This is a genomic window from bacterium (genome assembly GCA_035945995.1).
Lineage (GTDB): Bacteria > Sysuimicrobiota > Sysuimicrobiia > Sysuimicrobiales > Segetimicrobiaceae > DASSJF01.
This window is the reverse complement of record DASYZR010000169.1, coordinates 24,764-39,862: the sequence shown is the minus strand read 5'-3', so window position 1 is coordinate 39,862 and position 15,099 is coordinate 24,764. Positions and strand designations below refer to the sequence as shown.

16 protein-coding genes and 1 riboswitch are annotated in these 15,099 nt (G+C 67.1%); of the genes, 6 read left to right on the top strand and 10 right to left on the bottom strand.

The features are described from left to right. Together VGZ23_20065 and VGZ23_20060 are read right to left on the bottom strand one after the other, a co-directional pair. Positions 1-602, bottom strand: a 602-nt coding sequence (locus tag VGZ23_20065) for a hypothetical protein (GenBank protein HEV2359894.1), incomplete at its 3' end; no start/stop codon positions are given. A 189-nt stretch (positions 603-791) separates the two neighbouring features. Continuing rightward, positions 792-1,202 (bottom strand): hypothetical protein, encoded by a 411-nt coding sequence (locus tag VGZ23_20060; GenBank protein HEV2359893.1) that lies wholly within the window; start codon positions 1,200-1,202, stop codon positions 792-794. Between the two features lie 203 nt (positions 1,203-1,405). Between VGZ23_20060 and VGZ23_20055 the strand changes: the two genes are divergently transcribed. The 3 genes from VGZ23_20055 to VGZ23_20045 are packed head-to-tail and all read left to right on the top strand — an operon-like array spanning position 1,406 to position 4,095. Next, a complete protein-coding gene (locus VGZ23_20055; GenBank protein ID HEV2359892.1) occupies positions 1,406-3,325 on the top strand; it encodes a PAS domain S-box protein in 1,920 nt (639 codons plus the stop codon). Further along, positions 3,288-3,674: a response regulator gene (locus tag VGZ23_20050; GenBank protein HEV2359891.1), complete on the top strand. Its 387-nt coding sequence runs from the start codon at positions 3,288-3,290 to the stop codon at positions 3,672-3,674. Before VGZ23_20055 ends, VGZ23_20050 begins: the two co-directional genes overlap by 38 nt. 1 nt (position 3,675) lies before the next feature. Next, positions 3,676-4,095, top strand: coding sequence for a response regulator (locus VGZ23_20045; protein HEV2359890.1), 420 nt, complete (start codon positions 3,676-3,678; stop codon positions 4,093-4,095). Here the strand turns inward: VGZ23_20045 and VGZ23_20040 are convergent. Further along, the gene (locus tag VGZ23_20040; protein ID HEV2359889.1) at positions 4,067-4,741 is read right to left on the bottom strand and encodes a response regulator transcription factor; all 675 of its coding nucleotides are present in this window, start codon (positions 4,739-4,741) and stop codon (positions 4,067-4,069) included. The genes VGZ23_20045 and VGZ23_20040 overlap by 29 nt on opposite strands. 91 nt (positions 4,742-4,832) lie before the next feature. Between VGZ23_20040 and VGZ23_20035 the strand changes: the two genes are divergently transcribed. After that, positions 4,833-6,071 carry a hypothetical protein gene (locus VGZ23_20035; protein ID HEV2359888.1) on the top strand — a complete coding sequence of 413 codons (1,239 nt, stop codon included), beginning with the start codon at positions 4,833-4,835 and terminating at the stop codon, positions 6,069-6,071. 402 nt (positions 6,072-6,473) lie between these two features. Next, a riboswitch (cyclic di-GMP riboswitch) is annotated at positions 6,474-6,553 on the bottom strand. A 110-nt stretch (positions 6,554-6,663) separates the two neighbouring features. Here VGZ23_20035 and VGZ23_20030 read toward each other — a convergent pair. Beyond that, entirely contained in the window at positions 6,664-7,410 is a 747-nt protein-coding gene (locus VGZ23_20030; protein HEV2359887.1) for a response regulator transcription factor, read from the bottom strand. A 279-nt stretch (positions 7,411-7,689) separates the two neighbouring features. Between VGZ23_20030 and VGZ23_20025 the strand changes: the two genes are divergently transcribed. Both VGZ23_20025 and VGZ23_20020 read left to right on the top strand, forming a co-directional pair. Then, positions 7,690-9,081, top strand: coding sequence for a DUF2079 domain-containing protein (locus VGZ23_20025; GenBank protein HEV2359886.1), 1,392 nt, complete (start codon positions 7,690-7,692; stop codon positions 9,079-9,081). A gap of 298 nt (positions 9,082-9,379) precedes the next feature. Next, complete coding sequence (locus VGZ23_20020) at positions 9,380-9,823, top strand: helix-turn-helix transcriptional regulator (protein HEV2359885.1); 444 nt, start codon at positions 9,380-9,382, stop codon at positions 9,821-9,823. A gap of 8 nt (positions 9,824-9,831) precedes the next feature. On the opposite strand, the gene VGZ23_20015 is transcribed toward VGZ23_20020, so the two are convergent. The 6 genes from VGZ23_20015 to VGZ23_19990 all read right to left on the bottom strand — a co-directional run bounded on the left by VGZ23_20015 (position 9,832) and on the right by VGZ23_19990 (position 15,089). Further along, positions 9,832-10,821: a sensor domain-containing diguanylate cyclase gene (locus VGZ23_20015; protein HEV2359884.1), complete on the bottom strand. Its 990-nt coding sequence runs from the start codon at positions 10,819-10,821 to the stop codon at positions 9,832-9,834. 16 nt (positions 10,822-10,837) lie between these two features. Next, entirely contained in the window at positions 10,838-11,140 is a 303-nt protein-coding gene (locus VGZ23_20010) for a hypothetical protein (protein HEV2359883.1), read from the bottom strand. A 143-nt stretch (positions 11,141-11,283) separates the two neighbouring features. Next, positions 11,284-11,697 carry a DUF192 domain-containing protein gene (locus tag VGZ23_20005; GenBank protein HEV2359882.1) on the bottom strand — a complete coding sequence of 138 codons (414 nt, stop codon included), beginning with the start codon at positions 11,695-11,697 and terminating at the stop codon, positions 11,284-11,286. Positions 11,698-11,710: 13 nt separating this feature from the next. Next, positions 11,711-13,126 carry a pilus assembly protein N-terminal domain-containing protein gene (locus tag VGZ23_20000; GenBank protein ID HEV2359881.1) on the bottom strand — a complete coding sequence of 472 codons (1,416 nt, stop codon included), beginning with the start codon at positions 13,124-13,126 and terminating at the stop codon, positions 11,711-11,713. A gap of 40 nt (positions 13,127-13,166) precedes the next feature. Further along, on the bottom strand, positions 13,167-14,111 hold the full coding sequence (locus VGZ23_19995) for a type II secretion system F family protein (GenBank protein ID HEV2359880.1): 945 nt from the start codon (positions 14,109-14,111) through the stop codon (positions 13,167-13,169). 36 nt (positions 14,112-14,147) lie between these two features. Continuing rightward, complete coding sequence (locus VGZ23_19990) at positions 14,148-15,089, bottom strand: type II secretion system F family protein (protein HEV2359879.1); 942 nt, start codon at positions 15,087-15,089, stop codon at positions 14,148-14,150. Positions 15,090-15,099: the final 10 nt, after the last annotated feature.

Here is a 15,099-nt window from a genome sequence, read left to right as displayed (position 1 = left end):
GTGCCGCCACCGGTCGTCGTGCCGCCACCGGTCGTCGTGCCGCCACCGGTCGTCGTCGTGCCGCCACCGGTCGTCGTGCCGCCACCGGTCGTCGTGCCGCCACCGGTCGTCGTGCCGCCGCCGGTGGTCGTGCCGCCCGTGGCGGCTGGGGCACCGGTGGTGCCGCCCGTCGTGGTCGTGCCGCCGGTTGTACCCTTCCCACGGTCTTCACCCTGTGGCCCAAGCGGTGCCGGACCGACGTTCGCCGACGCCGGGAACACAAGAACGTCGATCAAGCCGGCGACCTGCTGCCCCTCCCACGTCTGCGATACGACTTCCACCGGCGATCCTATGAACTGCGGCAGCTTCGCCGTCTCAACCTTTTCGGTGTACGCGATGTCCACGCGGGTACCGTCTGCTGAGGCAAGATACGTCTGCGGGCCGGCCGTCGTGTCAACGTCTACCTTCAAGAACAGGCAGGACGAATCGGTACACGACGCACCCTTGAGAATGCCCTGTACTTTGTTGTTGGCGTCTTGTGCCCGCGCAGCGCCGCCGAACCCAAGCCACGCCAGCGCAAGAATCACAGCCGCCGAGCCGACCCACTTCAGATGAACCACCATGCTTTCTCCCCCAAACGTTGGCGAAACTCGCGAGCCGCCGGCCTTAGACTACCGTTTGCGGTCGACTCATCAAAGGGTGGCGGCACGGGTACGGACTTACAAGTTTTTCTGGCGGAAACCCACCACGGCCCTGGGTCGTCCACCACGGTCGATGGGTGATGACACCCAAATCCGCCCGGTGCCTGATCCTCAGCGGTTTCCGGTCTCGTGGACCGGAGGGGCAATCGTGAGCCGTATCCGGAACAAGAAGACGTCGATCCGCCCAGCGACCTGCTGCGAGTCGAGCCGTTGAGACAGAACGGACACCCCGATGCCGATGAAACCGTCGAGCGATGACAGCGCGGCCCTTTGGTTGCCGACGTAGACGGCCGTCGCGGCCGCCGACGCAAGGAATCGTTGCGGGCCCGCCGCCATCATGACCGCCAGGATCCGCGTCGTACAGGTCGCCTCGGTGCAACTCGCCTGGATGAGGATCCCTCTCGTCTCGTCGACCGGCGGCGCCGGCGCGGCGGCCGCGTGGGCGAACGGCAGGACCCAGGAGGCGGCAAGGATGAAAACGAGGACGGTGACGCCGGTCCGGCGGCATCGTCCCACGCGCATTGCTGCTTCCCCCCTTGCCGGCCAGGTCCGCTCGTGCGATCTCAAGACTAAGATCCGGTGTCGGGCGGTCAAAAGGGTGTCACCACACGTAATGGCAAGGAATTTTCCCGAGGAGCCGGGGGGGTGACGGGCCGCGTGCGAAGGGCGCCGGTCCAGGGCCGTCGAAGTCAGGAGAAATGGATGAGCGGCACAGATCCTCGCCGATGACACGGCGCGTCGGCCGCAACGAGTCGGACGCCGGCGCGCCGGATGGAGGGGTTCGCGCGCTCATCGAAGAGCCGTCCTACGCGGTCGTGTTGATCGGCTCGGACGGCAAGATTCGCTACGTGTCGCCCCAGGCCGGGCAGATCACCGGATACTCTTCAGACGAACTGATCGGATCCGATCCGTTCGCCCTGATCCATCCTGATGATCGCGCACGCATGCGGAGGACCTTTGCCGGACTCCTGACCCGACCGGGCGCCACCGTCGCCGCCGAATGCCGCGGCCTGCGCAAAGACGGCACGGGCTGGTCGGCGGCCGCCCGGGGGACGAATCTCATTGACGATCCCGGCGTCGGGGCGATCGCGGTCACCTACCGCGACATCACGGACAAGAAGGAATCGGAAGAAGCCCTCCAGAGCGCGGAAGAGGCGCTGCGCATCAGCGAGGAGCGCAGCCGTCTGATCCTGGCCACGGCGCGGCAGGCCTACATCGCCATCGATTCGAAAGGCATCATCACGGAGTGGAACACCGCGGCGCAGTTCACGTTCGGGTGGACCCGGAGAGAGGCGGTGGGGCGGGAGCTCGCGACGCTCGTCGTTCCTCCGCGATATCGGGAGGCGCATACCAGCGGCCTGCAGCGGTTTGCGCAGACCGGCGAATCCCGCATCGTCGGCAAGCGGCTCGAGTTCCCGGCTCTGCATCGGAACGGGCACGAGTTCCCCGTCGAGTTCTCGATCTCGCTCCTCCGCCACGGCAGCTCGTATTCGTTTCACGCGTTCGTTGCCGACGTCACGGCGCGCGCGCGCCTGGAAGCCGCCCTGCGGGAGGGCGAGGCCCGCATCCGGTCGATCGTCGAATCGACGTCGGACGGCATCATGTTCGTATCGTCGGACGGACACGTGGCCTCGGTCAACCGGCGGGCCCAGGCGATGCTGTCGCTCGACCCGGTCTCCACGAACGGCACCGGCGTCGCGGCCGCGCTCGAGAAGATCGGATTCCGCCAGCAGGATCGGCAGGCGCTCACCGCCGCGGCGCAGGCGGTGCTGCACGGCCTCGACGACGACTACCAGGGCGACGCGGAGCTGCCGACGCGGCAGGTCGTGCATTGGGTGGCGCGGGCCGCCCGCGACAGCGCGGGCGCGCTCACCGGCCTGACGTTCACGCTGCGGGACGTGACCCAGGACCGCGAAGTCAGCCGGATGAAATCGGAGTTCGTCTCGTTCGTCACGCACCAGCTGCGCACGCCGCTCGCCGGGATCAAGTGGCTCCTGGAACTGGCCGCGGAGTCCCCGAACGCGCAGGACGCCCGCCCGTACATTCAGGACGCGCGCGAGGTCAACGAACGGATGGTCCGGCTGGTCAACGACCTGTTGGATCTGTCCCGGCTGGAAACGGGCACCCTGCAGGTCGATGTGCAGATGGCCGACCTGGGCGCGCTGACGCGGAGCGTCGTGGGCGAGCTCGAGCCGGCAATCCGGCAGAAGGCGCACCAGCTCTCCGTCGCCGGCGCCGCGGACGTGCCGCCGGTGCCGACCGATCCCAAGCTGCTCCGCCAGGTCTTCAGCAACCTGATTTCGAACGCGGTCAAGTACACGCCGCGGGGCGGCGCCATCCGCGTCTCGATGCGCCGGGACGCCGAGCGCGCCTACTGGTCCGTGGAAGATACCGGCATCGGCATCCCCGCACGCGACATCCCGCTGTTGTTCCAGAAATTCTACCGGGCGGAGAACGCGCTGGCGATCAACACGGAAGGCACGGGGCTGGGGCTGGCCGTGGCCCGCCTGATCACCGAACGTCTGGGCGGCCGCATTTGGTGCGAATCCGAGGAGGGCCGAGGGGCAACCTTCTTCTGCGCCCTGCCGCTCGCGAGGAGGTCGGACGATGGCAGCGTCGCCGCGCAAGCGAGTGCTCATCGTTGAAGACGATCCGTTCCTCCGCAAGGCCTGTCACGCCGGACTCGCGCAGGACGGGTACGACATCGTCGCCGCCGAGGACGGGGAAGAAGCGCTGCGCCAGGTGCAGGCCGAACTGCCGGACGTCGTGCTCCTCGACTGGCTGCTCCCGAAAGTCCCCGGCCTCGAAGTGCTCCGCGCCGTCAAGGCCGACGCCCGGTCCCGCGACGTCCCCGTGTTGATCCTTTCCAATTCCTCGCGGGACGAGGATCGCGAGCGCGCCATCGGTCTCGGCGCGGCCGACTACCTGATCAAGGCGGACTTGTCCCTCGAGGACCTGCGGGGGCGCGTCCGGCGTCTCATCACGGCCTCCTGACGTGGCCCCCGGCCCGCGCAGGGGCGACGGCGGCCCGACGATCCTGCTGGTCGAGGACGACCGGCTGCTGCGGAAAGCGGCGGAAAGCGCCCTGCGCCTGCGCGGGTTCCGGGTCGTCGCCGTCCCCAACGGCGACGAGGCTCTGCGCGCGGTGGCCGCGGAGCCGCCGGACCTCATCCTGCTCGATCTCGTCATGCCGGGGCTGCAGGGCCACCAAGTGCTCAAAGTCCTGAAGGACGACGCGGCCACGGCGCGCATTCCGGTCGTCATCTTGACGAACCTGGGACAGGATTCGGACGTGCAGCAGGCGCTCAACGCGGGGGCCGCAGCGTACGCGATCAAGACCAACCTCGGGCTCGAGGACCTCGTCGCCCTCGTCAGAAGGACCCTGCTTATGCCCGAATCGCCTCGAGATACTTGAGGACGGCCCGCACCCGCGGCTGAATCGAGGCGTTCTGCCGGTCGATCTCCAGCCGCTGATAAATCTGGTTGATCTGATTCTCCACCGACTTCTCGGTGATATACAGCGTCTGGGCGATCCCGGCGTTGGTGTACCCCTGTGCCATCTGCGCGACAATTTCGCGCTGCCGGGGCGTCAGCACGGCGAGGTCACCCGTGACTTTCTTGGGAATCCCGCGGACGATCTCCGGATCGAGCACCACAAAGCCGCGGGCGGCGCCTTCGATGGCGCGGACCAGCGCGCCGATGTCGGCCACCGATTGCTTCAGCAGGTAGGCCCACCCGGCCGTGATCTCGCGCGCCAGCGAAACGGCGAAGTACGGCTCGGCGTGACTGGAGAGCCACACAATGCCGGTCTCCGGGAGCTGGCTCTTCACGGCCAGACCGACCTGCACGCCGCTGACCCCGCCTTTCAGCTCGATGTCGAGGGTCGCGACCTTGGGCCGAAGCTCCAAGATCGCCCGCTGTGCCGCCTCGGCGTCGGCCAGCGCCCCCAGCACCTTGAACGAGGGCACCGAGGAGAGGGCGTTCACGAGGAGGTCCCGGTACAGATCCTCGTCCTCGACGACGACAATCGTGACCTTGTCTAGCGCGGTGTCAACGGGCATGCTACCACCCTGCTTCGGATGAGGGTCAAGTTGCGGTCGCGCTGTCGAATGCGCGCAGGTGTTCGATTGATGGCCGTGAAAACCCTGCACCATGGGTAGCAGCACACGGCACTACGCTGCAGTGTACCAGAAACTGGCGCACTTAGCCCGGGAGTTATCCGGGGCCCGCGGGGCCGTCCTGAGCCGGGTCGAACCCGGCTCGCTGCGTGTGTGGACGATCGCCGTCGCGGCTTCACCACGAACCGGCCGGCCGCGCCGGGCCTCCGCCGTGTGGACCACCCCGCCGCGGGCCGACGCCAATGTCTACGCCCGGCGGGTCTACGTGAAGGGACACGTTGTCTCCGCACCGCTGCGCGCATACGCGCAGGGCTCGCCCCGGGGCCAGGCGGCGGCCGGCTACGCGACGGTGGTACCCTTGCGAAGCCATCGCGGGGTCGCAGGCGCGCTGGCCTTCCTCACCGCGCGCCGGCCCCGGCCGGTCCAGGCGCGTCTGTATCGAGGACTCGCGCGCCTCGCGTCGCTCGTCGTCGAACTCGAAGAGGACGCGCGGGAATTCATCGCGGACGAAGAGCGGGCGCGCCGGGACGCCGCCGCCCTGCTGCACGGCACGCACGCCGCGCTGATTGCGATCGCGCACCGACTCGGCGAGAGCCGGCACCTGCTGGCCGCGGACCCGGCCAAGGTGGCGGGCGTCGTCGAGAGCGCTCGGATCGAACTCGAGCGCATCGGCGAGCGGGATATCGGTGAAACGACAAGACGGCTCTACCCGCTCATCATCCGCATGAGCGTCACGCCCGCCCTCGAGGCCCTCGCGGAGCGGCACCGTCCGGCCGTAGATATTGCGCTGCGCGTCGATCCGGCCGTGGGCGAGATGGACGATCCGTTTCAAAACCGGCTGCCCGAGACGCTGCGCCTGGCGGTCTACCGTACCGCGGAAGCGCTCCTCGCGCACGCGGCGAAGACGGCCTCCGGACGCGTCGAGGCGACGGTGACGCGATCGGCCGGGCCGGCCCTGGTGCTGACGGTGACGAACGCCGGTGAGGCCATCCGGCCGGCCCTCGGCGATATCCTCGTCCGCCTCCACGAGTGCAGGGGGACTCTCGCAATCTCGAAGAGGCGGGACGGACGCACGACCGTCTCGGCGTCGTTCCCCCTTCCCACCCCGACCGCGACGGCCGGGCCCGCTACTCAGCGAAATCCTGCGTCACCGCTACGCCCATCTGTCCCGCCGAACAGACGCCGACGCCCACGCGGTGGAACCGCGGCTCCAGCATATTCTCAAGATGCAGGGGGCTCGCGACCAGCGCGCGATGCGCCGTCGGGGGGTTGACCGCGAACGCGACGTTCTCGCCCACGAGGCCCCGGGAGACCACGCCAGACAGCCGGTCGACAAAGGACCCGCCCGAAACGGACCCGTGACCAATATAGCCCCCCGTCGCCATGTCGCGCGAATGCGCCCGCGCCACCGATTGGAGCGCGCGGTCCATCCGCAACGGGCGGAGGCCGCGTTGCGCGCGCACGGCATTTAGCATGTCGAGCAGTTGCTGCTCCGCACTTGGCTCGTCGACGCTCTGAGAGGCACGCTGACCGAGGGAGATCACGACGGACCCTATGTTGGGGGACGATTGGGCCGAACCGGCCACGATACCGGGGCCCACGAAATACGCGGCCGAAATGACAAGCAGGAGGACTGCAACGCTGCGCTGGCGGGGTCGAGCCACTACCCACCCCCTTCGGCAGCCCGGCTGACCCCTGTTGGAGGGCCCCGTGGCTTTGCGTCCCTGGATTGCCCCAGGTTTGCCCGTTCGTGAAGGCGAGCACTAACAGCAACCATTGTTCCCTTAATCGCGCAGATATAGACGGATAAATTCAACGATTTCTACGGTACCGGGTGGGGGCGACCTTACGACAAAAAGCCGGCGTTAGGCTCGGTCCGGCCTGGTGTGAGCGGAGCCCTCACGGAGATACCGGAGCACCGCCTCGACCCGACGATGCTTTGCGTCCACGCCGCGGTGGAGCCGGAGATGGTGGTAAATCTGATTGACCTGGCTTTCCACCGACTTTTCGGGCAAGTGCAGGGCCTGCGCGATCGCCGCGTTGCCGAGGCCCTGGGCCATCAAGGCGAGCACGTCATACTGCGACGGGCTCAACGGCGGAATCCAGGCGTTGAGCAGGCGGTGGATCGAGCCGGCGATCTCAGGATCGAGGACGACGAGCCCGCGCGCAACCCCGTCGATCGCCGCGGCCAGCGTCCGCACGTTCGTGCCCGACTTCTTGAGCAGATACGCCCACCCGCTGGTCATTTGCTGCTGGAACGACACGGGCAGGTACGGCCGCTTGTAAGCGGAGAGCCAGACGATGCCGATGTCGGGAAACTCCTTTTGAATCAGGAGGCCCGCCTGAATACCGTTGAGGGACCCGCTTAGCTCGATATCGAGCACGACGACCCTGGGATGCAGCCGCCGCGTCGCTTCCATAGCGGTCTCGGCATCGGGAAAGGCGCCGATCACGTCCACGTTGCCCGACGCTGAGAGGACGCTCGAGAGCAAGTCGCGGAAGAGATCCTCGTCGTCAACCACCACGATCTGAATGCGCTCGGAAGCGGTCGCCCCCTCGTGCGGGCCGCCCCCCTGGGGTGACTCCAACGCCGCCACCTGAGGCGACGCCATTGCAACGCCCGGGTGTGGCTGCGGCCCGCCGGCCGGCAAGATTGCAGTGGTAGGATCGGTCATGAATTCACCAGTGTAATCACGTTGATGTTACACGGTGTCCGCATGATGCGGGAGAGGACAGACCCCCGAAATGTCCGAGGAATTATAGAGGGGCTAGCACCCTTCCGGCTCTGACTCGCGCCGGCAGGCGCTGTTTGGCGAGAGGAGATCAGCACGGGGAGGCTCAACTGACCGACTGTGCGGACACGGGTGAACCCGGCCTCCGAGTCACGAGCCATGTGGGGATGGGTGTTCGGCTATACCGCGGCCCTGTCTGCGCTCTCCATTCTGCGGTATCACCTGTGGGTTCCGGGAGACGGCTGGATTTTCCAGCAAGGCATGTGGCTGCTCCTCCACCGCGGGGTTGGCGCCGCGTCGACCTACATGGGCTACCCCATCCTCGCCGATGCCGCCCAGTACATCCTCGTGCCGCTCGCGCCGATCTACTGGTTCGGAGGCGTATACGGCCTCCTGATTCTGCAGGCGTTTGGGTTCGGGCTCGGATACCTCTTCATCCGCCGGATCGGCTCGACGCTGTCGGTAAGCGGTCCCGTCAGCCACCTTTTGGGGCTCGTGTACCTGATCTACCCGGCGGTCATCGGCGCCAACCTCTTCGATTTCCACCCGGACGCGCTCGGCGTTCCGGTCCTGTTCGGCGCGATGTGGTCTGCACTGACCGACCGCCGGTCGGCCTACCTCATCCTGCTCCTGGCCTCGCTGACGATCAAAGACACGGCACCGGTGGTCGTGGCCGGTCTCGGCGCCGCCCTCCTCGTGCAGCGCAAGTTTGTCTGGGGTGTGGTCACCGTCGCCCTCGGGTTGATCGCCGCGTATGTCGATGTGGCGATCGTGATCCCGGGATTGAGCCACGCGCCCATGCATCAATGGGCCTACTACTACGGCGATCTGGGCGCCACCCCCGGCGACGGCGTCGCGCACCTGCTGCGCGACCCGGTCCTGCTGGTCAGTTGGACGCATCGCGCGGACGCCTGGACGTGCCTGGCGTTTCTGTTCGGGCCGCTCGTCGCCATTCTGCTCGTCTCCCGTTCGCCCGCGCTGACCGCGTGGTGGCTGCCGGGCCTCGCGCTCACCGAGATCAATCTCTTGTCGCCGCGCTGGCCCTTCGACTCTCCGTACGCGGAGATGTACGTTCTGGCGGTGCCGTCCTTCTTTACCGCGATGCTGGTCTTGCTCGCTCGAGGACGCACGCGGTTGACCCGCGGGACGGCGGTCGCGTGGCTCATTTTGCCGATGCTAAGCCTGCTGGTCCTTGACGTCATCGTGTATGCGTATTGGAGAGATCGGCCTCGAGACGCAAAGGTGCTGGCGGCTGCGGTCGCCGCCGTTCCGAGGGACGCGCCCGTCATCACGCAGGACTTCATGGCGGCGCACCTCGCCGACCGGGACCGGGAATGGACGGTCGGCCTCCTGCCGAACCACACCATCTTTCCGGCCGGCACCTACGTCGTGCTCGATCCGTCTCATACGGCGTCGGACCTCGGCAACGCCCCGGCGCAGCTGGCATGGCTCCGGACGCAGGTGGGGTCCGGGCGTCAGACGGCCGACGTCACCTTCTCGCAGAACGCCGTCATCGTGTATCACCTGCTGCGACCGCTTCAGTTCCCCTAAAATACATCCATGAACCGATGCTGCGCGGCGCGGCCCTTGCCGTACGGTAGGGGGAAGCACCCTGGAACCTCGGATGCCTGGAGCCTTATCCTACAAGAGTGCCGTATACGCGGTCTAACCGGTGTCTATGCAGAGTGGAGCAGCAAACGCCGGACCTGTCATGGTTTCGTAGTTTTGTTGACGCCTATGATATACTATTTGTTACGCTGTGGCGGCGCTTTCGCTTCACGAACGACGGGACTTCCAATACCGTAGGATCCAGAGAACGCGGACCGAGCGACGCAGACGCGGAGACCCGATGTCCAAACGCACGGTGATCCGCTCCACTAAAGACAGCGTCGACATTCTCGCCCGGATGAGCGAAACCCTCATCAACGGGCAGAAGGGGCTTACGCGGGAACAGAGCCTCGAGTTTGGACACGCCCTCAACGATATAGCGGTCCGCCTCGAGCGGGCCGCGGACGTGCTCGCCCGGTTGATGCAGTTGAGCAAGCCGGAAGCGCCGCTGCAGACCGTCCATCTGACGCCGCGGGAAATGGAGATCTTCGGCTATCTGGCCGACGGACAAACCAACGGCGAAATCGCCTCGCGCTGCTGGGTGTCCGAGAACACGGTCAAATTCCACCTCAAGAACATCTTCCGCAAGCTGGGCATCCGGGATCGCGGTCAGGCCATGATGATCGCCAAGGGCGTCCGCCACACACTCGATCCGGTCGAAAACAGCGAGAGTTCCACCGCGTAAGTCTGTCCTCAGGTTGCGGCCGGGGCCGTTTGAACGCGATCGCCCCCGTGCCGCCGGGCCTGTTCCAGGGCCTCCCCGGCCGCGGCCAGCAACGCATCGGCGGCGGTGCCGTCCTGCGGCGCTTCGGAGACGCCGAGGCTGACCGTAATGGAGGGACCGCCTTCCGCGACGACCCCTCGCGCGCGCTGGCGGATGCGCTCCGCGACGCTCGCCCCCGCCCGCCTGGGCGTCCGAGGAAGCAGGAGTAGAAAGCCGCTCGGCGCACGGGCGACCAGGTCCGACTCGCGGAGCATCCCGCGCAGCACCTTGGCGAGATTGCGCAGCAGGGTGTCGGCGCGCGCGGCGCCGTACTCCTCGCGAATCGCCGCGAAATTGTCGATGTCCAGCCACAACACCACGAGCGGCTCCCGATGCCGGTGCGCCCGGCGCTGCTCTTGCTCTACGGCCTCCCGAAATGTGCGCTCCGTCGGCAGGTCGGTGAGCGGATCCGCCTGAGGCCCGGCCAACGGCTGCTCGTGGAGGTGGGCCAGCTCAATGGCGCTCGAGAAGTAATGGGTGACGACGACGAGGAGGTTCAAGTCCTGCCCGGTGAAGTCCCGCGGAGCCGGCCGGTAGGCGTTCAGCACGCCGATCGCGCGCCCGTGCACGAGAATCGGCGCGCAGATGCAGGAGCGAAAATCCGGGTCGGCGTGGCCCGCGGCCGCCAGGTCGGGAATCAGCGCGGCCCGACCGGTTGCGATCACGTCCTCGTCCACACCGCGGGGGAGAGGCTTCCCAACCCGCGGAGAGGCGAGCCCCGAGGCGGCCCGCACGACGAGGCGCCCCGCCCCCCGCTCGTCGACGAGCGCGACCAGGCACTGGTCGAAGCCGATCTCTTGGCCCAGGACCTTGAGGACGCGATTGAGAAACTCCGGCAGACTGACGGTGAGCGCCGAAAACTCCGTCGCGATTTTGGCCAGGACCGCGAGCGCCCTCTCCGACCCGTTCGATATGCTCATCGACGCCCGCGGACTCCTACGGGTCTGAGATCTCGAGTTGAATCTCGATCGTCGATTGTTTGAGGCGCAGCCGCCGCACCGCCTGCTCCGCGCCAAGCACCAGGCTGGACACGAACCCCATGGCATGCTCGAGGGTGCGAAAATTTCTCTGGTCGGTGCCCATCGGGAAGAAGTCGGCCGACACCGCGTACGCCGGCGTGGCCTCCCCGCCCTCGTCTTCGAACATGTGCCGACGCACGGTAATGGTGCCGGTGCCGTTTCCGCGAAGGACGTCCTCGTCAATGTCGGCCGCGTGCACGACCATTGTCTTCACGACCATGGAGTGCCCTTTCCTCCCCGCATCTGCGCCTTGCCGTCGGTGGTCGCGCCGCGGGGTGCATACCGCTCCGTTGGATTGTACCAAAAAAACGACTTCCGTCAGGCTACCCAACGGGGTGGTTTCCGGGTAGGCCCGGCGCCTGATTACGCTCGGGTCGGCGAGAACGACGCGCTCTCGCGCCTCATCTGGAGTCCGGGAAAATCCTTCGGCAGATCGTCCGCGAACTGGATCACATCGCCCACCCGCGTTTCGCTGCTTCCGACGGCGCCGACCGGGACCTCGAGCGCCGAATGCGCGCCCGGGACCCAGAGGATAACCCGGCCCGGCGGGACGTGATTGTAGAGCCGTACCACCCGGCGCCCCGCGTCCAGGAACACGACGTCGATTGGAGCCCGCATGCCGATCGTCTGGATCCCTCTGCAGGGCACCAGCCAGACACCGTCGCCCAACGACAGCTTCCGGTGGCGGTACAGCCCGATCAGCCGCGCACGAAACCCGTCTGCGCGCTTGACGTCGACGCCGAGAAATGTTCCCCGTGTTTGGTTTACGACATACACGTCCGCACCCCGATCAGGGATTGAGCTGCTCCGGATTGGGGAGCGGCTGCACGGGCGGAGGCGTCGACGCCGGCCGGACGATGCTGGGCGTAACGAAGATCACGAGTTCGCTTTCGCCCCTCTGAAAGGTCGTACTCCGGAACAACTCGCCGATGATCGGGATGTCGCCCAGGACCGGCAGCTTGTTGACCACCTTGGAATCGGTATTCTGAATCAGGCCGCCGATCGCGAGAAACTGCCCGGGCTCCATCGCGACCGCGGTCTCGGCACGGCGCGACCGGATCGTCGGAATCGTAAAGCCGTTGGCGACGATGGCGTTCGCGAAGTCGAGGCTGCTCACCTCGGTCAGCAGGTTCAAGTTGATCGGGGCACCGGGCTGGACGACCGGCTTGAACTCGAGCCGAACGCCGAATTCCTTGAATGTAATCGTCGTCTGCCCGTTCGTGTTCACGGTCGGGATGGGCACTTCCCCGCCGACCAGGAGCTTGGCCGACTGGCCGTCCATCACCACGAGCCGCGGGTTGGCCAGGGTGCGCGCGGCATTGTGCTGCTCGAGGAAGTGGATCTCCCCGATCAGTGTTTGCAGCGCGCTCGCGGCCTGATTGGGTGCCGTGAACAGGCCGAAATCGAAAATCCCGGGAGTCCCGAGGAAGGGACTGCTCGTGGTCCCCCCGCCGTACCGCACGCCGATGTCCCTCAGCGCCGTGCGGTTGATTTCCGCCACCACCGTGGCGATCTGGATCTCGACCGGGTTGTGCACCCGGACCGTCATGACGACGTTCTTGAAGTACGTCTTCGCGATCGACTCGACTTTCGCCAAGTCGTACCCCGTTTCGACGACCCCGTCGATGCGGACCGTATCCGGACCCGTGACGGTCACCGTGACACCGGGGTAGTCGTGCAGGCCGGCCTGGAGCTGTTGCGTGATCACGTCGGTGGGAGACGCGCTCGGTTGCCGGACGGTCAGCCGGTCCAGGACTCTGCCGAACGCCCCGGCGATTTGCTCGGCCTGGGCCCTCGCGGCATCGGTCCCCACCGTCCCGTCCAGCACGACGATTCCGGCGACGACGTTGGCCCGGATGCCCGGCTCCCCGAGCACGTCCTGCAACGTCTTGGTGAGATCCGCGCTGCTGGCCGCGGCGACGACGATGCGGTAGGTGCTGACTCCCGCCGCCGTCCAAACGGTGAGGGTGGTCTCGCCGATGTGCTTCCCGAGGATCATCAATTGATTCCTGGTGATCACGTTCACGTCCGCGATCTCCGGCGCGGCGATCACGACGCGCTGGAGGTTCACGACGTTGAGCAGCCGGCCGTAGTTCAGCGGGACGACGAGCGCCGGGATTCCCTGCGCCTGCCCGGCCGGCGGCACCAAGGCTACTGCGACGAAAAGCGCGACGACTACTCCGATCGAGCGACGCATCGTTGACATCTTCTCCCCCCCAAAATGACACATGCCGTGCCGGCGACCGTTACCGCGGCGGGCTCGGTGTGCTTGCAAACCCTGGCCCGTGGCCGCTGAACTGATAGTAGGCTCTTACGAACCCGGGGCCCGCCACGACCACGAAGAGGGCCGGAAGGATCAGGAAGATGAGCGGGAACAACATCTTCACCGGCGCCTTGTACGCCTTCTCCTCGACCCGCTGGCGCCGGCGCGTGCGGGCCTCGTCTGATTGCACGCGCAGCACGGCCGCGATGTTCACGCCGAACTCCATCGCCCGCACGAGCGTGGAGGTAAAGGATACCAGATCTTCCACTCCGGTGCGGGTTCCGATGGCCTTCATCGCCGCGGCGCGCTCACCGCCGAGCCCGACCTCATCCAGGTAGACCCTGATCTCTTCGGCGATCGGCCCGCGTTGCCGCGCGGAGACCGTCTCCAGCGCCTGGTCCAGACCCAGCCCCGCCTCCACGGTCACGGTCAACAGGTCCAGGGCTTCGGGCAGCTCCCGGATGATCTTCGTCTGCCGCCGCAGGATGGCGCGGCGGAGCATGATCTCGGGCCAGAGATAGACGAGGCCCGCGGCCGCGACCGCGAACAGGAGCGGTGAGCCGGCCGGGACGCGCCGGCTGAGGACGAACACCACCACGCCCACGCCGACGGCCCGCAGCCACTTCCAGGCGATCCAGACGACGGGATCGGTCCGGCGGTTGCCGGCGCGCACGAGATTGGCCCGCACGGCCGCGAGGGACGCGGCCGGAGTAAATCTGATCACGATCCTGCCCACGGCGTTCACGACCGGGAGCAGCGCCCGCTTGGAGAACGGCAGCGCGAGCGTGGCCTCCCGGGGCATCCCCAACTCCCCGATCTCCCGCAGGCGCTCGGCCACCAGTTGCTTCTCCGGCGCACGTTGCAGCATCGCGGTCGCCGCGAGCAGGACCGTCGCAAACACCAGCGCCCCGATGAGCGTTGGGATCATCGCGTCCGCCCCTTGGAGCGAATTCCCGCCGCCATGTCAGACCTCGATCCCGACAATGCGCCGGATAAAATAGATCCCCAGCAGCTGCAGGACCACCGATATGATGAGCATGACATGGCCTATCTGGGTCGTCACGAGGAACTCTGTGTAGTCCCGCAGCCCGAGAAAGAGAATCACCATCAGGATGGGTGGAACCAGGACGATGATTATGGCCGAGAGGCGCTGCTGCGCGGTGAGCACCCGGATGAAGTTCTTCAGCCGGACGCGCTCGCGAAGCGTCGCGGCCACCTGATCCAGAAGCTCCGCCAGGTTGCCTCCCACCTGCCGGTTGATCAAGATGCCGGCCACGGCCAAATCGAAATCGGCGCTGCGCAACCGCACCGCCATGTTCTGGAGCACCTCATCGATGCCGAGTCCGAGGTTCATCTCCCGCTGCGCGCGCGCGAACTCGGCCGAGATCGGGTAGGGATGATCGGATGCCACCATCGTGATCCCCTGGTTCAGGCCGAGTCCGACGCGGAGCGCCCCGGCGAGCGCCGTCAACGCGTCCGGCAGCTGCCGGTTGAACGCCTCGCGGCGCCGGTTTCGCTTCAGCAGCAGCCACAGAAACGGCGCGCCGGCGCCGAGGATCGCCGCCGGCACGACGACGAGACCGGTGCGGGTGACCGCGAGACCGAGGACCGCCAGCACCAGCCCGCTCACCGCGACGATCAGGAGGAACTCAAACGGCTTGACGGGCGTGTCGGCCGCGTCGAGCAGGCGCTCCAGATCGCGCCCGAGGTGCAACCCCGCCATCGCGCGGTCGATCGACGGGATGCCGCTCCACCGCGCGCCGGCGACGGACGTCGCGGCGCGCACGGGACGGACGAACCCGCTCAATCGCTCCACGGTCACCAGGCGCGGCGTCATCGCCCGGCTGAGCAGCAGCCCGGCAATCCACAGGGTGGTGATGAACACGAGCCCAGCGGTCAGCCACATCGTGCGATCC